The organism is Vibrio rumoiensis (genome assembly GCF_002218045.2).
Lineage (GTDB): Bacteria > Pseudomonadota > Gammaproteobacteria > Enterobacterales > Vibrionaceae > Vibrio > Vibrio rumoiensis.
This window is the reverse complement of record NZ_AP018685.1, coordinates 737,087-755,540: the sequence shown is the minus strand read 5'-3', so window position 1 is coordinate 755,540 and position 18,454 is coordinate 737,087. Positions and strand designations below refer to the sequence as shown.

The window sequence follows — 18,454 nt, the reverse complement described above, 5'->3', positions numbered from 1 at the left end:
CGGTAAAACATGTTTTTTTAAGTAATTTGATGCCAATGGTTGCCATATTATTTACTCTAATGAGAAAACCATACGCAATACCTATATTGATCACCATTCCATTTACACAATCAATTAAAATTAAAGGCTTAGCGACCACTAAATCGCAATTTTATGATCCAACCTAAACTTTAATCCAGTATAAGCTGACTGAGCAGTTTAAGCTACCATCGTTACGTTTCCGTTTATTTCGATAATGTTATACCTTTCTTATTAAAAAGATTTATCAAAACTATCGCATATTTTGTCATCAAAATATAAAAAGGCGACGTATGAACGTCGCCTTTAAATCACATTGCATTTTGCTAATTAAAGTTTTTCAGTAATCCAAGCTTCAGCTGCATTCAAAGCGCCGGGAAGTGCCGCTCCGTCTGTACCACCTGCTTGTGCCATGTCAGGGCGACCACCGCCTTTACCACCGACTTGCTGAGCAACAAAATTAACAAGTTCACCCGCTTTTACCTGGCCAGTAAGATCTTTCGTTACGCCAGCAATGAGACCCACTTTATCGTCAGCCACATTACCAAGTAAAATAATCCCGCTGCCAATTTGATTTTTAAGCTCATCAACCATGCCACGTAATGCTTTGTTATCCGCACCATCTAATTGGCTGATCAATACCTTAACGCCAGCAATTTCTTTTACTTGACTAATTAGACTCGCTCCGGCTTGTGAAGCCAACTTGTCTTTAAGTTGTTGAACTTCTTTTTCTAGCTGTTTGGCCTTCGACTGACTTTCTGCGATTTTTTGCTCATATTGGCTATATTGAGCTTCAATGGCATCCAGTGCTGCTTCACCTGTTACTGCTTCAATACGACGAATACCAGCTGCAATACCGCTTTCAGACGTGATTTTAAATAAGCCAATATCACCAGTATTTGAAGCGTGGATACCACCACAAAGCTCGGTTGAAAAATCCCCCATAGTTAAAACACGAACTTGCTCATCGTATTTTTCACCAAATAGGGCCATCGCTCCTTTTTGCTTCGCTGATTCAATATCCATGATATTAGTTTCAACTTGGTGGTTACGACGAACTTGTTGGTTAACCAGGCGCTCAACTTCACGTAATTCTTGTGCCGTTACCGCTTCTAAATGTGAAAAGTCGAAGCGTAAGTTCTCTGCACGAACTAAAGAGCCTTTTTGTGTTACGTGCTCACCCAGCACTTTACGCAATGCCGCATGCAGCAAGTGAGTGGCTGAGTGATTTAAAGTGATAGCATTACGGCGTTCAGCATCCACTTGTGCTAACACGTTATCCGCTTTAGCCATGACACCTTCAACCAATTTTCCATGGTGTGCGATAGCATTACCCAGTTTTTGAGTATCAAGTACTTTAAATAAGCCTGAATCGGTTTTTAAAACACCAGCATCGCCACATTGACCACCTGATTCAGCATAGAATGGCGTTTCATTTAGTATGATAATCGCATCTGTACCGGCGCTGATACTGTCAACCGCCTCACCTTCAACGAACATATCAACAATCGTACTTTCGCCGCTAACCCCTGTGTAACCACAGAACTCAGTATCCACATCCGTTTTAATCGTTTTGTTGTAATCAGTACCAAACTGGCCAGCTTCACGTGCACGTTGACGTTGGGCTTCCATCGCTTTTTCAAAGCCATCTTCATCAATCGCAACATTACGCTCACGCGCCACATCATTGGTTAAATCCGCTGGAAAACCGTAGGTATCATAAAGTTTGAATACGGTTTCACCATCAAGCACTTTCTCACCATCTTGTGAGTCCATAGCATCAATAGCGTCATTCAAAATAGCCATACCGCGATCAAGTGTGCGAGCAAAGTTCTCTTCTTCAATACGAAGGACTTTTTCAACCACTGGCTGCTGTTTTTTCAGTTCCTCACCCGCCGTTCCCATGACTTCTGCCAATTTACCGACTAGCTTGTAGAAGAAGGTACCTTGAGCACCAAGTTTGTTACCGTGACGTACTGCACGGCGGATAATACGACGAAGAACATAACCGCGGCCTTCATTCGATGGCATTACACCGTCAACGATCAAGAATGAACATGAACGAATATGATCCGCGACTACGCGTAATGATTGATTATCTAAATCTTCAGTGCCGATAACGTCTGCTGCTGCTTTAATTAGCGTTTGGAAGACATCAATTTCATAGTTCGAGTGTACGCCTTGCATGATGGCAGAGATACGCTCAATCCCCATACCCGTATCAACAGAAGGCTTTGGAAGCGGCTCCATTGTACCGTCAGCATGGCGGTTAAATTGCATAAATACGTTATTCCAGATCTCGATGAATCGGTCACCATCTTCTTCTGGTGTACCAGGGCGTCCCCCCCAAATATGTTCGCCGTGATCATAGAAAATTTCGGTGCATGGACCACATGGACCCGTATCACCCATTTGCCAGAAGTTATCCGACTCGTAAGCTTTACCGCCTTTCTTATCGCCAATACGTACGATACGATCAGCCGGAATACCAATTTCTTTATTCCAAATTTCAAAGGCTTCATCATCGGTTTCATAAACCGTAACCAATAATTTGTCTTTCGGAAGTTGCAGTACTCCAGTTAGGAATTCCCATGCATATCCAATCGCATCATGTTTGAAATAATCACCAAAACTGAAGTTACCTAGCATTTCAAAGAAAGTGTGATGACGCGCAGTGAAGCCGACATTTTCTAAATCATTATGCTTACCGCCAGCACGTACACAACGTTGAGCGGTTGTCGCACGTGTATAGCTGCGTTTTTCAGCACCTAGAAAACAATCTTTAAATTGGTTCATCCCTGCGTTAGTAAATAGCAAGGTTGGATCATTAGCTGGAACTAATGAAGAACTATCAACAATTTGGTGTCCTTTACTTTCAAAGAACGATAGGAACGCGCGGCGTACCTCATCTGTGCTCATATACATGCAATTCTTCCGGAAATATTCGAGGTATAATTTTGCGTCATTGTAATGGATGATGACTCGTTAGTAAAACAAGTTCCCATCGGCCACTCGGTGAGGTTAATCATGAGATTCAAAACTGGATAACGCGTAATGAATTTGGTCAAAATCAAAACCGCGATATTGTAGAAAACGTATCTGTTTAGCGTAAGCTTTTTGGTCGATAGCTTTTTGGCCTTTAAACTTTTTTTCTGCAGTTTCTTTTGCTAACTCAAACCAATCTTGCGGCTCTTCATCAAACGCTTGTTCAATAATATGATCGGCAACCTGCTTCAGGTTCAGCTCTTGCTGAATTCTCCGTTTACCATGCCCCTTCGATACATGCTGCCGAATTTGGCTCTTCGCATAACGAAGATCATCCATCCAACCGTTCGATATACAGTAGTCTAACGCTTGATTAATATCTTGTTCTTCGAACTCTTTTAAACTGAGTTTTTGTTTCAGTTCAAATTCACCATGGTCCCGTCGACTAAGCAATTGTACTGCCACTTCTCGGGCAGAAAGTTTCATTTTTTTTCGATACATGGCAATTCATCTGATTAATATTGGTAGTAACACTGGATAAATATAAATAGGTAACAACAAGAATAAGTAACAAAAAAGCCCTACTCGGAGGTAGGGCTGATTTTGATTCTTTCTCTGCTGACTTTAAATGGCGTCAGTCATTAAAACTCTTCACCAGATTCAACTTCAGCAGCTTCAACTGCTTCCCCTTCAGCAACTACTGGGGCTAATAACATTTCACGAAGTTTAGTATCAATTTCTAGTGCAATCGCTGGGTTTTCACGTAAGTAGTTGCAAGAGTTTGCTTTACCTTGGCCAATTTTATCGCCTTGGTAGCTGTACCATGCTCCCGCTTTCTCAACCAGTTTGTTTTTCACACCTAGGTCGATTAACTCACCTTCACGGTTAAAGCCTTTACCATATAGAATTTGCGTTTCAGCTTGCTTAAACGGTGCTGCAATTTTGTTTTTCACTACTTTGATGCGAGTTTCGTTACCAACAACTTCGTCACCATCTTTAATCGCACCAGTACGGCGAATATCAAGACGAACAGATGCGTAGAATTTGAGTGCGTTACCACCGGTTGTGGTCTCAGGTGAACCGAACATCACACCAATTTTCATACGAATTTGGTTAATGAAAATTGCCATACAGTTAGACTGTTTTAGGTTACCCGTTAATTTACGCATGGCTTGAGAAAGCATACGAGCTTGAAGCCCCATATGGCTATCGCCCATTTCACCTTCAATTTCCGCTTTCGGTGTCAATGCTGCTACTGAGTCAATAACCAAAACATCAATAGCACCAGAACGAGCAAGCGCATCACAAATTTCAAGTGCTTGCTCACCAGTATCTGGCTGAGAAACAAGAAGATCATTAATATTGACACCAAGCTTCTGAGCGTAGATAGGGTCTAGCGCATGCTCTGCATCAATAAAAGCACAGGTTTTACCAACACGTTGTGCTGCTGCGATTAATTCTAATGTTAAGGTTGTTTTACCTGAACTTTCAGGGCCATATACTTCAACGATACGTCCCATTGGTAAGCCGCCCGCACCTAATGCGATATCCAAAGCAAGAGAGCCTGTAGAAATAGTTTCCACGTCCATCGTGCGGTTATCACCCAATTTCATAATTGAGCCTTTGCCAAATTGTTTTTCGATTTGGCCAAGTGCCGCCGCTAGAGCCTTTTGTTTGTTCTCGTCCATTCTAATTCCACCTATCAGATGCGTTAAACTTGTTCTTGTAAAGATGCACTCATTATACTGTTTGTTTGTACAGTGTCCACACCTGTATATGATTTTTTTACTTTTAAATTTTTTTCGCTCACATTTGCTCGGTTTTATCTAACATGTCTTCTAAATGCTCTAATGCATGCCAGCAAGCTTGAAGTCTTACTTCTTCACGACTGCCATTAAAATTCATCGTTTCAATCTCTAACTCCCCTTGTGTATTGGCCCAAGCAAAACAAACGGTTCCAACGGGTTTTTCATCGGTTCCTCCTGTTGGCCCTGCAATCCCACTGACTGATATGGCATATGTCCCTCTTGAATATTGCAAAGCACCAAGAGCCATTTCTTTTACTGTCTCTTCACTTACCGCACCAAATTGTTGAAGTGTTGATTCTGAAACTTGCAGCATTTCCATTTTAGCTTCATTACTATAAGTCACAAAGGCGCGGTCAAACCAAGCAGAGCTACCAGATACTTCAGTAATCGCCGTTGCAATGCCACCGCCTGTACACGATTCCGCGGTGACTAATAAATGAGATTGCTGTTTCAATTTGATACCAACTCGTTTACTAAGAATATGTAATTCCGATAAATTCATGCTCTATTCTCTTTTATTGCTAATAATAAATGTGGTCAATTTTGTGACACTACTTAACTTTTTGTTGTAATTCATTGTTAGAAATCACACTCACAAAATTAACAAGTATTTCACAAGCCAATTCACTCTATACTCAATAAAGTCGTTCATCTAGATTTACTTTATAACGAAAAAGGGAAGTTACCATGTTAAAGAAATTTGCTAAACAAACCCTAGTTGCACTATCGCTTGCGGTTTCCATCCCCGTTTTTGCGGCTAGCTATACAATAGGAACTGGCAGCCAAAGCGGTACATATTACCCACTTGGTGGCATTTTAGCCAAAATCTGGAGTGAGAATATTGATGATTTTGATATGCGTGCTGAGGTAACCGCCGCCTCCGTAGAAAACACCATCAAGGTCGCAACAGGTAAACAACTGGTTGGGATAGCTCAAGGCAATGTCGTTTTACAAGCCAATGAAGGTGTAAAACCATTTCCAAGAAAGATGGATGTTTCGGTTCTCTTTGCACTTTACCCAAATGCAGTTCAATTTATGGTGCCAGCCGATTCCGATATCAAATCGATTGCGGATCTAAAAGGTAAACGAATTTCTCTCGGCGCACCAGGTTCGGGGACTCGTGTTAGCGCGGTCAATATTTTAAGCACACTAGGCATTAATGAAAGTGATGTAAAACCCCAGTCACTTAACTATACCGCCACGACTAACGCATTAGCTAATGGACAAATTGATGCCGGCGTGATCGTTGGGAGTTTAGGTGTCGGTGCTATTACCGAATTAGCCTTAACACGTAAAATTCGTATCTTGTCATTTAGCGATGAAGAAATGAAAAAAATCATAGCAGCCAACCCATCCTATCAGCCATTAGAAGCGCCTGCCGAAACCTACAAAAATGTCCCAGCATTTACGACACCAGCAGTATGGAATGTGTTGGTTGTGAATAAAAACATGCCAAAAGAACAAGCCTATGAAATGACCAAAGTGGCGTTTGATAACATGAAGAAAATTCGCCAAGTGGTTGGAGTCACTAAATTCACAACCCTTGAAAATATGAACAAACTCTCAGGCATTGCGCTGCATCCCGGTGCGCAGCAATACCTTGATGAACAAATGAAGAAGTAACACTACCTTAGTACTGAAGCGGCAATGTGACAGTTGCCGCTTAACCCCTTATTGCTTCAACTACTAAACCTGTTTTTTCATACGGAGTTTGAAATGACACAATCCAAACCGCTTAGCCAAACCATAACTGATGGGTTTGTCTTTTTTGCTGCGGTGGTCGCTGTTGGCTTATCTGTTTTTCAAGTATGGCAAGGTCTACAACCCACTTTATCCGCACCTGTTTTTCGCCCAATTCACCTAGCCTGGATTCTTACTTTAGCTTTCTTACTCTACCCATTGCTCAAGCCAGAAAATAAACCAATCGGACTTTATTTATGCTCACGGTTGATTGATCTGGTATTGATCGTAGCGACGTGCTGGGCAACTTATCAAATCAGTATTTTTGACTACGACGACATCAGCTTTTTATTGGATGGTTTACAGCCTATTGATCAACTTGCAGGCGTGGTTCTAATTGTTGCTCTGCTAGAAGCAACTCGTCGCACTGTCGGCTTTGTCATGGTATTTATTGCTGGGTTATTTTTAGCTTACGCATTCTTTGGGGATGCCTTACCAGCAGGCGTTGCCAGTAAAGGTTTTTCCCTCGAAGAAGTCATCCGATTTCATATTTTCTCGACTAACGGCGTGTTCGGTGCCCCACTTGCGATTGCTGCCGGGGTAGTGTTTATGTTTGTGTTATTTGGTGCATTTTTACAAGTCACTGGCGCGGGGCAATTTTTCATTGATGCTGCCTTCGCGGTGGCGGGTAAATATCGAGGCGGTCCAGCTAAAGCCAGTGTTTTGGCTTCAGCAGCTTTAGGTTCAATTTCTGGCTCTGCAATTGCTAACACGGTAACCACTGGCGCTTTAACGATTCCTATGATGAAAAAGCTCGGCTATAAACCAGAGCAAGCGGCTGGCATTGAAGCTGCAGCCTCAACCGGAGGGCAAATTATGCCGCCAGTAATGGGGGCTGGTGCATTTGTAATGGCGCAGTTTACTGGTATTCCCTACAGCGATATTTTACTGGTATCCATTGCGCCTGCCATTCTCTACTTTGCTAGCACCCTGCTCTATGTTCATTTAATGGCATGTAAGCTTGGTTTACAAGGCATGAGCGTCACTGAAAAAATCGGAGTAGTCATGAAAAATGGTTGGCATTTTCTCGTGCCACTGGTCTTCATTACCACTTTATTATTAATGAGCTACTCTCCAGTATTGGTTGGTATTGCCGGATGTGCTGCGATTTTAGTCGCCGCCATGTTAAGAAAACACAGCCGTATTACGTTCCCTGTTTTTCTACAAGGTTTAAAAGAAGGCGCAACCTCTGCCGTGCCTATTTCAATTGCTTGTGCGACCGCGGGTATTGTCGTTGGTGTGGTTGGGCAAACCGGTATTGGATTACAGTTCACTCAATTCTTAATTGCGCTATCGGGCGGCTACTTGTGGTCAGCATTAGGTTTAATTGCCATTGCCGCAGTAATCTTAGGAATGGGGCTTCCTGTAACCGCCGCGTATATTGTGTTATCAGTAATGGCCGTACCTGCGCTCAATGATTTTGGATTAGGCTTACTCACCGCGCACATGATTGTGTTTTGGTTATCCCAAACCTCAAATGTCACGCCACCTATTGCTCTAGCTGCATTTGCGGGTGCAGGGATTGCAGGAGCCTCCCCAATGAAGTCTGCCATTCAAGCCTTCAAACTGGCACAAGGCTTCTTTATTATTCCGGCAATGATGGCGTTCTCTGGGTTAATCTGGATCGACGGCGAGTTCACTCACTTCTTAATTGGCGTGATCACAACATTAGGCTTGATCTTTGCTTTTGCCGGAGGAATTGAAGGACGTTTGATCAAAACACTAAATGCGGTTGAACGTGGTTTATTACTCATCTTAGCGCTAGGGATTTTGTTTACTGATGATATTTATCGCCTAGTGTGCATTGTATTAGTGACGGTAATTATGGTGCTTAATGCCAAGCGAGCGGAACCGGCATTATCCTAAATCAACGATTAAATCGAACATAAAAATTTATACCCATATTAAAAATGGCCCACTTCAGCATGAACTGGGCCATTTTCATTGCTTTCTATTGGTATGAAAAATATCATGTCGGGCTATAACTTATATGTTTCAACACAACCTCGGGTGGTAAGCGTGGCCAAATCAGAAACTCATACTCCAATGATGCAGCAGTACTTGCGTTTAAAAGCAGAAAATCCAGATATTTTACTGTTTTATCGTATGGGCGATTTCTATGAATTATTCTACGATGATGCCAAACGTGCCTCACAATTGCTCGATATATCCCTCACTAAGCGAGGCGCTTCAGCTGGCGAACCGATTCCTATGGCAGGCGTTCCCTTTCATGCGGTTGAAGGTTACTTAGCCAAATTAGTTCAGCTTGGTGAATCGGTCGCGATTTGCGAACAAATTGGAGACCCAGCCACCAGCAAAGGCCCTGTTGAAAGAAAAGTGGTACGAATTGTCACTCCTGGTACCGTCACGGACGAAGCATTATTACCAGAGCGTATTGATAACCTCGTTGCCGCGATTTACCAACAAGGTGATAAATTTGGCTATGCCACATTAGACATGACATCAGGTCGCTTCCAATTATGCGAACCAGAAACCTATGAGTCGATGCAGGCCGAGCTTCAACGCACCTCGCCAAAAGAGTTGTTATACCCAGAAGACTTTGAAGCCACCTCATTACTTGAGAGATCAAAAGGTCAACGCCGCCGTCCGATTTGGGAGTTTGAATTAAACACTGCCAAGCAGCAGCTTAATATGCAATTTGGTACGAAAGATCTGGTTGGTTTTGGGGTTGAAAATGCCAAGCTTGGTTTATGTGCAGCTGGGTGCCTGATCCAATATGTGAAAGATACTCAACGTACTGCGCTGCCGCACATTCGTTCTTTGACCCTTGATCGCCAAGATGAGTCGGTGATCTTAGATGCCGCCACTCGCCGTAATTTAGAGATCACCCATAACCTAGCCGGTGGCACAGATAACACATTGGCGGAAGTACTCGATAAAACCGCCACCCCAATGGGAAGTCGTATGTTCAAACGTTGGTTGCATCAGCCAATGCGCAACAACGACATACTGAATCAACGTCTTGATGCGATTACTGAAATTAAAGATAACGCCTACTTTGCTGAATTACACCCTAACTTAAAAAGTATTGGTGATATAGAGCGCATCTTAGCCCGTTTGGCGCTACGTTCGGCTCGGCCACGCGACTTAGCGCGCTTACGTAATGCCATGCAGCAATTGCCTGAATTAAGCAACATTACCCAAAGCTTCGAACACCATTATTTACAAAAACTGGCTAAAGCGTGCTTACCGATGGATGAGATCTGTTCATTACTCGAACGCGCCATCAAAGAAAACCCACCCGTAGTGATCCGAGATGGCGGGGTATTAGCAGAAGGCTACCATGCAGAGTTAGATGAACTGAGAAATTTAGCGGATGGTGCGACTGAATACTTAGATAAGATGGAAGCAGAGGAACGCGAGCGTCACGGCATCGATAGCTTAAAAGTTGGTTATAACAATGTGCATGGTTTCTTCATTCAAGTAAGCCGAGGGCAAAGCCATTTAGTGCCGCCTCATTATGTGCGTCGCCAAACGTTAAAAAATGCTGAACGTTACATCATTCCAGAATTAAAAGAGCACGAAGATAAAGTCCTTAATTCAAAATCAAAGGCTCTGGCACTAGAGAAGCGCTTATGGGAAGAGTTATTTGATTTATTAATGCCGCACCTAGAACATTTACAAGAACTGGCGGCCTCTTTATCTCAATTAGATGTATTACAAAGTCTCGCTGAACGTGCTGATTCTCTGAATTACTGTCGCCCAACACTCACTAGTAATGCTGAATTACATATTGATGCAGGTCGCCACCCTGTGGTTGAACAAGTACTCGATGTGCCATTTATTGCCAACCCGGTCGAGCTTAATGCTAAGCGCCAAATGCTGATCATTACAGGGCCAAACATGGGCGGTAAATCAACCTATATGCGCCAAACGGCATTGATTGCTTTACTCGCGCACATTGGTAGCTATGTGCCAGCAGAAGCAGCGACGATTGGGTCGATTGACCGTATCTTCACGCGAATTGGCGCGCAAGATGACCTTGCGTCAGGACGATCAACGTTCATGGTTGAAATGACAGAGACAGCAAATATTTTGCATAATGCAACCCAAAACAGCCTAGTATTGATGGATGAAATTGGTCGTGGTACCAGTACTTATGATGGTCTGTCATTAGCCTGGGCAAGTGCAGATTGGCTCGCCACTAAAATTCATGCTATGACGTTATTTGCCACTCACTATTTTGAATTAACCGAGTTACCAAACCAAATTGATCATCTTGCAAATGTGCATTTAGATGCGATTGAACACGGTGATAGCATTGCCTTTATGCATGCGGTTCAAGAAGGAGCGGCGAGTAAATCTTATGGCCTTGCGGTGGCCAGTTTAGCTGGTGTGCCTAAATCGGTGATCAAACAGGCTAAGGTTAAACTGCAACAATTAGAAGCGCTCGGACACCAAAAAGCGGAACAAGGTAACTCACCTCAATCGCTTCAAAACGTGTCCAATCAAACGGTTGAGCAACAGTTAAGTCTCATTCCAGAAATCAGTGAAGTAGAACAAGCCTTAACACAGATTAATCCTGATGACCTGAGTCCACGGGAAGCTTTGGACGCACTTTATCGATTGAAAACGTTAATGTAATTTACAGATAAAACAAAAAAGGGAAGCCATATGGCTTCCCTTGTTATTTTGCAATATTGGCTCAATTAATCGTATTCAGCATCAAATAATGATTCCATGCTCAAGCCTTGTTTCATTAAGATCTCTCTTAATCGACGTAAACCTTCCACTTGGATTTGACGAACTCGCTCACGAGTTAAATTAATTTCACGACCGACTTCTTCTAAAGTGGATGGCTCATAGCCTAAAAGACCAAAGCGTCGTGCCAAAACTTCTTTTTGTTTCGGATTAAGCTCGTCCAACCAATCAATCAAAGACGACTTAATATCGTTATCTTGCGTCGAGACTTCAGGGTCAGAGTTGTTAATATCTGGAATGATATCCAACAGTGCTTTATCGCCATCTCCACCAATAGGTGTATCGACGGAACTTACACGCTCATTAAGACGGAGCATTTTGCTCACATCTTCTACCGGTTTATCGAGCTGAAAAGCAATCTCTTCCGCCGTTGGTTCATGATCGAGCTTTTGTGCCAATTCACGAGCAGTACGCAAGTAGATATTCAACTCTTTTACGACGTGGATAGGCAACCTAATGGTATCCGCGCCATGAACCCACGGGGCGATATTGTTAGTGTTTGAAGTTCCAAGGCAGGAGTGCATCGATATCAGGTTCCGCTTTCGCTAACTCCTGCATGCACTTGACCATGTAGTCGTAAACGATAAGGCCGTTGGCTTTCGCTGTCTCGACGATACTGTAAAGCATCGCGCTCGCTTCAGCTCCATTGGGATTGGTCGAGAAGAGCCAGTTCTTTCTCCCAATAACCAGCGGTTTTATTGCGCGTTCAGCTCGGTTGTTGTCTATCGATAAGTGACCGTCATCGATATAGCGGGTGAGCTTCGGCCACTGACCGAGCGTGTATTTTATTGCTTTACCCAGCGGGCTAGACTCAAGCACTTTCTGAGTTGTCATCCATTCATAAAGCTCATCCAGTATCGGCTTAGCATGCTCTTGGCGCTCTGCTTTCCGTTTTTCGGCACTGGCACCTTTTAAGCGTGATTCTATTCCATAAAGCTTCTGGATTTTGGCCAACGCTTTATCCGCTTTACCTGACTTGCCTTTGCCTTGAAGCTTTTTCGCCTCCATGAACTTGCGCCGAGCATGCGCGAAGCAACCGACATTGGTGACGAGATGAAGCCCATCATAAACACCATAGCCATCGGTTTGCAGATACCCATCATAGTCGCCCAAGAAGGCAACGGGGCACGCCCTCGCGCGACTGTTTTGATAGTCGTACAAGACGATATTTTTCACATTGGGGAGTGCGGCATCTGGCGAGTCTGCGCCCGAGCAGTAGAGCCACATGTAACACTGTTTATCTTCTTTGAGGACATTGAGCGGCGTTTCATCCGCCTGAATCACCACTTGCTCAAGTAGGTGCGCTTTCAAGGCCGCGTAAAGCGGGGCGAACTTCTCACTGACTTGGATAATCCACCTTGCCATCGTGGTTCGTGAGAGTTCGATACCCGACTGGGTAAACAACGACTCTTGTCGATAAAGTGGCATCGCGTATTGGTATTTACCGAGGATGATATTGGCCAACAAGCTTTCTGTGGCGAAGCTCTTCGGGATAATGCTTTGCGGCGCTGGCTTTTGAACAATGCGGCTGTTGTCCTGAGTTTGCTCGCATTGGCGGCAAGCATATTTAGGACGAACATATTCCAACACTTTGAGTACCGCTGGCGTGAACTCAAGCTTTTCACTGCGGTCTTCACCGATTTTATGCAGACTATGTTGGCAGCAAGCGCACTGCTTTTCATCGTCGTCTAAATCGAGTTCGATAACCTCACGAGGCAAGCTCTTTGGCAGTGGTCTGCGTTTACCGCGTTTCTTCGTTGTGATGGTCGTTGTGACAACGTCAACCTCTTCTTCTTTAGCAGCTTCACACTCCGCTTCGTTGAAGAGGTCACCTTGGGATTCATTGTAAGGCTTTAACGCCTCCGAGCGTTTAGCGAACTGACGGTCGAAGGCAAGTTTGAGCTGTTCAAGCAGCGATTGGCGCTCTTGTTTCAATTGGATTTCTGACGCCAACAGCGCTTTCACCATCGCTTGTAGCTCGGCAACATCTTGGCTTTCTGGGTTGATATTTGGCGTCTTTTTCATGGCATTTATTATACTAAAATCATGCCGTTAACGCTTGGTGGATAAGACTATATTATCGATTAAGTCATTGTAAAATCTTCTATTTTAACGGGTTTATGGCCGATAATCGTGAAGCCTGAAAGCAGCCTATCAAGCTCGAAATGAGTCAGGGTAAACACGTCATTTTCTCTTTGGAAGGCCATTTATATTTGGCTTTTCAAGGCGCTTGTACCAAAGAGCAAAGCCTGTTTTATCCCAGTACAACACTTTGACTTTATCGCGCTGTTTGTTGGTGAACAGGAATAGTGCGCCGCTGCCCAAGGGCAAGTCGGTGTCATTTTCGATAATCGCAGCGAGGCCGTTGATGGACTTTCTAAAATCGACGCTTTCGCGATAGAGATAGATTTCGGGAGCACTGAGCATACGTTTCATGACAGCGCACCGATAAGTTCTGCAAGATAGGTCGCTGGCGTGCCTTGTGGGATGCTCAGTTCAACATCATTGACGAGCAGGGTCATATTGGCAACGGCAAGGTGAGTGGCTTGATACTTTGTGGTCTTTTCAACGACTTCTGCTTTAACAAAGCCAACCGTGTTCGGTTTTCGATGTGCTTTAACTGTTGGTGCTTAGCATAAAAGTGGAAAGGCTGAGGCCGTTACGTTCACAGAATAATCGTTGTGATAGTTGGCTGGATTCATAGCGTTCGAACAGGGTTCGCCATTCTTGGTTAGTGCGTCGTTTGGCCATTTCAAATCTCCTTTGCTGCTTTGGGTTGGAGGTTTGATCTTATTATTCGGGCTAGACGATTAGAATGCGGGGTTTATGATGCGCTTACACCTAATGGTGCGTGTTTGATTCATTAAAGCGCGTTCGATGGTTTGACGAATCCACCACGTAGCATAAGTTGAAAAGCGAAAACCTCGCTCAGGATCGAACTTTTCTACCGCACGAATCAAACCTAAATTCCCTTCTTCAATAAGATCAAGTAAGGCTAAACCACGGCTGTTATAACGGCGAGAAATCTTAACCACCAAACGCAAATTACTTTCAATCATGCGTTTACGTGCTGCCGCATCACCACGAAGTGCACGACGAGCATACAGAACTTCTTCTTCTGCGGTTAAGAGTGGAGAAAAGCCAATTTCACTAAGATAAAGTTGAGTCGCATCAAGACTTTTAGCCGATACTTCATACTCTTCTTTTACTTCTTCTTTTTGTGAGATCGCTTCGGCTTCCATAGCCTCAACATCAAATTCAGAATCATCGATGTCGTTTATTTTGGTTACTGCATTGCTGATACTCATAAGCGCCTCCCCTTGGCGAATAAAGTTTTAGCAAGACATAACAACTTAATATGTCATTATTGTAAGTAGTGCTCTGGATTCACTGACTTACCTTTGTATCGAATTTCGAAGTGTAGGCGAACACTGTTTGTCCCCGTACTCCCCATTGATGCAATTTTCTGGCCAGTTTTAACCGACTGACCTTCTTTAATCAATAAACTGTCATTGTGGGCATAGGCACTAAGATACTCGTCATTATGTTTGATAATAATCAAGTTTCCATAACCTCTGAGCGCGTTACCAGCGTAAACGACCACACCTGCTGCCGTTGCAACTACGTCCTGCCCTCTTTGTCCCGCAATATCAATCCCTTTGTTGCCTTGGTCACCCACTGAGAACTTGCTTATCACTCTGCCTCTTGTTGGCCACACCCAGCGTCCTACCTTGGCGTAACTCGATGTAGATTGGGTGACGGTTTTATTATTATTTTGTGTCGTCTGAGGCTCAACATACTCCTTTGACTTAGGTTGTACAACTGGGGAAGTTGACTGTTTTTGTGCCACTTTAGTCGTAGAAGTAGAGGCTATTTGGCTATCTCCAGCGCCAGTACCATCAAATACTGGCGGGATATAAACGGGACGCCACAAGTTTAATTTTTGACCAGGATGAATCGTATAAGGTGGCTTTAAATGGTTGAAGCTAATGATGTCATTGACATTTTTATCTGCGAGATAAGAAATTAAATAGACTGAATCGCCTTTTTCTACTACATAGTAACTGCCTTTGTAGCTACCACGGCTATCTTTAGAAGGATTGAATGAACATCCAGCTAAAAAAGCAAATAAAAACAAAGCGATTAGCGTATTTCTCATCGACAACAACCTGAGTACCTTATGTGTATTAAGCGAGTTCGCCTGGGATCAGCGGAACAAAGCGAACGACTTCTACCAAAGTAGAAATACACTCTCCATCTTTTTTTTCTATTTTTATCAATTCTTGATGCTTGTCACCAATTGGTATGACTAAAACACCGCCTTCTGCTAATTGCTCAAGCAATATTTCAGGGAGTTGAGCGGCGGCAGCTGTAACAATAATGGCATCAAACGGTCCTTTCGATGGCCAACCTTGCCAACCATCACCGTGTTTAGTTGAGACATTATAAATATCCAAATGTTTCAAGCGACGCTTAGCATCCCATTGCAACGATTTAATACGCTCTACCGAATAAACATGATCAACTAACTTTGATAACACGGCAGTTTGATAGCCTGAACCGGTGCCGACTTCTAATACACGACTCCTTGGCTTTAGGTCCAATAATTGAGTCATCTTAGCCACGATGTAAGGCTGAGAAATAGTTTGCCCCGCTCCAATCGGTAAAGCGTTATTATCATAGGCTTGATGGCGCATTGCTTCCGATAAAAAATACTCGCGAGGTAAGGACTTCATAACATCCAAAAGTCGAGTGTCGGTAATTCCTTTTTGCTGTAAAAAAGACACCAATTGGTCTGCTTTTATATTCTTCATTTTGTCCTGTTGTATTCTTAAGGTCTTACCCAGTTTTCCATTTTAGATAGTGCTTCATGGGCTGTAAGGTCAACACGCAACGGAGTGATTGAAACTTCTCCTTTTTCAATCGCATAAAAGTCCGTTCCCTCTCCGGCATCGGCTTCTTTACCCGGAGGGCCAAGCCAATAAATATCAGCACCACGTGGATCTTTTTGTTTAATCATATCTTCCGCATGATGGCGAGCACCAAGTCGAGTCACTCGAGTCGCTCCAAGTTGCTCTAATGATAGATCGGGCACATTAACGCTGATTAAGTGATTGGCTGGAACCGGATTTTTCACATGCTGCAAAACAAGATCTTTGGCAATTTGTGCTGCGGTATCAAAGTGTGTTTTTCCCACCAGCGAAATAGCTATCGACTGAACACCAAGAAAATGCCCTTCCATCGCGGCAGCCACCGTTCCTGAATAAAGCACGTCATCACCAAGGTTTGCACCATGATTGATCCCGGAAACCACTAAATCAGGCATATCGGACTTTAATAATTCATTTAAAGCAAAATGCACACAATCGGTTGGTGTTCCTTGAACCGAGTACACATTAGGTCGAACTTGAGTCACTCGCAACGGTGTTTCTAATGTTAATGAGTTTGAAGCACCCGATCGGTTTCGATCGGGTGCGACAATAATGATCTCTGCGATCTCAGACAAGACTTCCGCTAGAGTATTGATCCCTTGGGCATTCACACCATCATCATTACTTAATAATATTTTCATTCTTCATCCTTGTTGAATTTTTCATCTTGAGGAGATCACTCATCCGCGTAGACTCGCTCAACTTCAATCGCACCAACCACTTCTCTTAAGATCGAGGTGGCAAAACATCCAGCTGGTAAAGAAAAAGAAACCACAACATCGCTACCATCGACTTGCCAATGCATATTGTCCGCTTTTAATCCAACCACACGGCGATCATGACGCATACGATTACCACGGATCAGCTTCATCAAATCTTCTTCTGCATCCAAGAATTGATTTTCAAGTTGCTGTGCAGGGCCGTGAGTTGGAAGCGCATTATCGCCAGCCAATGCCGCCGTTAAAAACACGCTACCTTGTTCAAGTTGAGATTGTAAGGATTCTAGCGTATTCGCTTCTACGGTTTGCAATTCACCTTGAGCCGTTTGAACTAAATCACCTTCAATCAATTGGTTAAATAGAGAATTTTCAATTCGGTGAGACAAAATATGATTGAAGATCCAAGAGCGCGCCGTTGATAAATACATGCTGCGTTTATTTTGATTACGAGTGCGCACATTGTCACGACCCCAACGGCGAGCTTCGATTAAGTTATTACCATCGCGACCGAAGCGCTGTGAGCCATAATAATTTGGCACGCCACTTTGCTTGATTTTTTCAAGACGCTCTGTCACATCGTCAATATCAGTCACATCAACTAAACGAATGACAAATTGGTTGCCCGCTAAGTCACCCGGGCGTAATTTTTTATTATGACGAGCCGTTTCAAGCACTTTAATACTCGGGTGCTGCGCTTCTAAAGCCGCTGCATCAAAGTTCATTTCAGGATTTGGTAAGTGGACGCTTAACCATTGCTCTGTCACGGCATGACGATCTTTCAATCCTGCCCAACCGACATTTTTTGATGGTACGCCACATATTCTTGCCACTTCATTGGCCACAAAAGTGGTGTTTTCACCTTGCTTGCGAATTTTCACCATCAAATGTTCACCAACACCTGAAAACTCAAAACCAAGGTCTTCTATTACTTGAAAATCTTCTGCTTTGGTTTTTAACTTAGCTTGAGCTATAGGTTGACCTAGTAGGTATGCAAATGGCGCTAAAATATCAGTCATGAGTTAAGATCTTTTTATTTATAAAAATTATTGGCGAACGATTAAAGCAACCGCTTCGCATGCTATGCCTTCTTTACGACCAGTAAAACCGAGTTTTTCAGTGGTGGTCGCTTTGACATTAATATTATCAATATCGGTTTCTAAATCTGCAGCGATAGCCTCTCGCATACTTTGAATAAATGGCAACATTTTAGGCGCTTGAGCAATAATGGTGACATCCGCATTCCCCAATGCGTAGCCTTTCTGTTTTACGAAGCGATACACTTCGCGTAGCAAAGCTCGGCTATCAGCACCTTTCCATTTATCATCGGTATCAGGAAAGTGCTTACCAATATCCCCTGCCGCAATCGCGCCCAATAAAGCATCCGTTAAAGCATGCAACGCCACATCACCATCAGAGTGTGCAATTAGACCTTGTTCATAAGGAATCGCCACGCCACCAATAATCACAGGGCCTTCACCACCGAATTTATGCACATCAAAACCATGACCAATTCGAATCATAATTATTCCTA

Annotated in this window: 14 protein-coding genes and 3 pseudogenes; 3 read left to right on the top strand and 14 right to left on the bottom strand. The window is 43.5% G+C overall.

Features of this window, described 5'->3' with window-relative positions; all coding sequences use genetic code 11:
• Nucleotides 1-348: 348 nt before the first annotated feature.
• The 4 genes from alaS to pncC form a co-directional block, all read right to left on the bottom strand.
• On the bottom strand, nucleotides 349-2,943 hold the full coding sequence (gene alaS / locus VRUMOI_RS03445; protein WP_089137595.1) for an alanine--tRNA ligase: 2,595 nt from the start codon (nucleotides 2,941-2,943) through the stop codon (nucleotides 349-351).
• A gap of 96 nt (nucleotides 2,944-3,039) precedes the next feature.
• Complete coding sequence (recX, locus tag VRUMOI_RS03440; RefSeq protein ID WP_089137596.1) at nucleotides 3,040-3,504, bottom strand: recombination regulator RecX; 465 nt, start codon at nucleotides 3,502-3,504, stop codon at nucleotides 3,040-3,042.
• 140 nt (nucleotides 3,505-3,644) lie between these two features.
• Complete coding sequence (gene recA / locus VRUMOI_RS03435; protein ID WP_089137597.1) at nucleotides 3,645-4,691, bottom strand: recombinase RecA; 1,047 nt, start codon at nucleotides 4,689-4,691, stop codon at nucleotides 3,645-3,647.
• Nucleotides 4,692-4,809: 118 nt separating this feature from the next.
• A complete protein-coding gene (pncC, locus tag VRUMOI_RS03430; RefSeq protein ID WP_089137598.1) occupies nucleotides 4,810-5,313 on the bottom strand; it encodes a nicotinamide-nucleotide amidase in 504 nt (167 codons plus the stop codon).
• A 185-nt stretch (nucleotides 5,314-5,498) separates the two neighbouring features.
• Here pncC and VRUMOI_RS03425 point away from each other — a divergent pair, with 185 nt between their 5' ends.
• The 3 genes from VRUMOI_RS03425 (at nucleotide 5,499) to mutS (ending at nucleotide 11,156) form a co-directional block, all read left to right on the top strand.
• Nucleotides 5,499-6,434, top strand: coding sequence for a TAXI family TRAP transporter solute-binding subunit (locus VRUMOI_RS03425; RefSeq protein ID WP_089137599.1), 936 nt, complete (start codon nucleotides 5,499-5,501; stop codon nucleotides 6,432-6,434).
• Between the two features lie 93 nt (nucleotides 6,435-6,527).
• Complete coding sequence (locus VRUMOI_RS03420) at nucleotides 6,528-8,417, top strand: TRAP transporter permease (RefSeq protein ID WP_089137600.1); 1,890 nt, start codon at nucleotides 6,528-6,530, stop codon at nucleotides 8,415-8,417.
• Between the two features lie 180 nt (nucleotides 8,418-8,597).
• Complete coding sequence (gene mutS / locus VRUMOI_RS03415) at nucleotides 8,598-11,156, top strand: DNA mismatch repair protein MutS (RefSeq protein ID WP_231897502.1); 2,559 nt, start codon at nucleotides 8,598-8,600, stop codon at nucleotides 11,154-11,156.
• Nucleotides 11,157-11,221: 65 nt separating this feature from the next.
• On the opposite strand, the pseudogene VRUMOI_RS03410 reads toward mutS, so the two are convergent.
• The 10 genes and pseudogenes from VRUMOI_RS03410 to ispF form a co-directional block, all read right to left on the bottom strand.
• Nucleotides 11,222-11,734 (bottom strand): annotated as a pseudogene (locus VRUMOI_RS03410) (sigma-70 family RNA polymerase sigma factor); the annotation flags it as partial.
• A gap of 31 nt (nucleotides 11,735-11,765) precedes the next feature.
• Nucleotides 11,766-13,298 (bottom strand): IS66 family transposase, encoded by a 1,533-nt coding sequence (gene tnpC / locus VRUMOI_RS03405; protein ID WP_110410642.1) that lies wholly within the window; start codon nucleotides 13,296-13,298, stop codon nucleotides 11,766-11,768.
• Nucleotides 13,299-13,457: 159 nt separating this feature from the next.
• On the bottom strand, nucleotides 13,458-13,709 hold the full coding sequence (gene tnpB, locus VRUMOI_RS03400; RefSeq protein ID WP_110410645.1) for an IS66 family insertion sequence element accessory protein TnpB: 252 nt from the start codon (nucleotides 13,707-13,709) through the stop codon (nucleotides 13,458-13,460).
• Nucleotides 13,706-14,024: pseudogene (gene tnpA, locus VRUMOI_RS19675) on the bottom strand (IS66 family insertion sequence element accessory protein TnpA). Before tnpA ends, tnpB begins: the two are co-directional and overlap by 4 nt.
• Before the next feature lie 89 nt (nucleotides 14,025-14,113).
• Nucleotides 14,114-14,581: pseudogene (locus tag VRUMOI_RS03390) on the bottom strand (sigma-70 family RNA polymerase sigma factor); the annotation flags it as partial.
• Nucleotides 14,582-14,637: 56 nt separating this feature from the next.
• Nucleotides 14,638-15,432: a peptidoglycan DD-metalloendopeptidase family protein gene (locus tag VRUMOI_RS03385; protein WP_089137603.1), complete on the bottom strand. Its 795-nt coding sequence runs from the start codon at nucleotides 15,430-15,432 to the stop codon at nucleotides 14,638-14,640.
• 28 nt (nucleotides 15,433-15,460) lie between these two features.
• Entirely contained in the window at nucleotides 15,461-16,087 is a 627-nt protein-coding gene (locus VRUMOI_RS03380; RefSeq protein WP_089137604.1) for a protein-L-isoaspartate(D-aspartate) O-methyltransferase, read from the bottom strand.
• A gap of 17 nt (nucleotides 16,088-16,104) precedes the next feature.
• Nucleotides 16,105-16,845, bottom strand: a complete 741-nt coding sequence (gene surE, locus VRUMOI_RS03375; RefSeq protein ID WP_089137605.1) for a 5'/3'-nucleotidase SurE — start codon at nucleotides 16,843-16,845, stop codon at nucleotides 16,105-16,107.
• A 35-nt stretch (nucleotides 16,846-16,880) separates the two neighbouring features.
• Nucleotides 16,881-17,939: a tRNA pseudouridine(13) synthase TruD gene (gene truD, locus VRUMOI_RS03370; protein ID WP_089137606.1), complete on the bottom strand. Its 1,059-nt coding sequence runs from the start codon at nucleotides 17,937-17,939 to the stop codon at nucleotides 16,881-16,883.
• Between the two features lie 27 nt (nucleotides 17,940-17,966).
• On the bottom strand, nucleotides 17,967-18,443 hold the full coding sequence (gene ispF / locus VRUMOI_RS03365) for a 2-C-methyl-D-erythritol 2,4-cyclodiphosphate synthase (protein ID WP_089137607.1): 477 nt from the start codon (nucleotides 18,441-18,443) through the stop codon (nucleotides 17,967-17,969).
• Nucleotides 18,444-18,454: the final 11 nt, after the last annotated feature.

Coding starts and splice junctions, on each gene's coding strand:
- VRUMOI_RS03420 (WP_089137600.1), top strand. CDS start 6,528: ATGACACAATCCAAACCGCTTAGCCAAACCATAACTGATGGGTTTGTC.
- VRUMOI_RS03425 (WP_089137599.1), top strand. CDS start 5,499: ATGTTAAAGAAATTTGCTAAACAAACCCTAGTTGCACTATCGCTTGCG.
- ispF (WP_089137607.1), bottom strand. CDS start 18,443: ATGATTCGAATTGGTCATGGTTTTGATGTGCATAAATTCGGTGGTGAA.
- VRUMOI_RS03385 (WP_089137603.1), bottom strand. CDS start 15,432: ATGAGAAATACGCTAATCGCTTTGTTTTTATTTGCTTTTTTAGCTGGA.
- tnpC (WP_110410642.1), bottom strand. CDS start 13,298: ATGAAAAAGACGCCAAATATCAACCCAGAAAGCCAAGATGTTGCCGAG.
- pncC (WP_089137598.1), bottom strand. CDS start 5,313: ATGAATTTATCGGAATTACATATTCTTAGTAAACGAGTTGGTATCAAA.
- surE (WP_089137605.1), bottom strand. CDS start 16,845: ATGAAAATATTATTAAGTAATGATGATGGTGTGAATGCCCAAGGGATC.
- alaS (WP_089137595.1), bottom strand. CDS start 2,943: ATGTATATGAGCACAGATGAGGTACGCCGCGCGTTCCTATCGTTCTTT.
- recA (WP_089137597.1), bottom strand. CDS start 4,691: ATGGACGAGAACAAACAAAAGGCTCTAGCGGCGGCACTTGGCCAAATC.
- VRUMOI_RS03380 (WP_089137604.1), bottom strand. CDS start 16,087: ATGAAGAATATAAAAGCAGACCAATTGGTGTCTTTTTTACAGCAAAAA.
- mutS (WP_231897502.1), top strand. CDS start 8,598: ATGATGCAGCAGTACTTGCGTTTAAAAGCAGAAAATCCAGATATTTTA.
- tnpB (WP_110410645.1), bottom strand. CDS start 13,709: ATGAAACGTATGCTCAGTGCTCCCGAAATCTATCTCTATCGCGAAAGC.
- recX (WP_089137596.1), bottom strand. CDS start 3,504: ATGTATCGAAAAAAAATGAAACTTTCTGCCCGAGAAGTGGCAGTACAA.
- truD (WP_089137606.1), bottom strand. CDS start 17,939: ATGACTGATATTTTAGCGCCATTTGCATACCTACTAGGTCAACCTATA.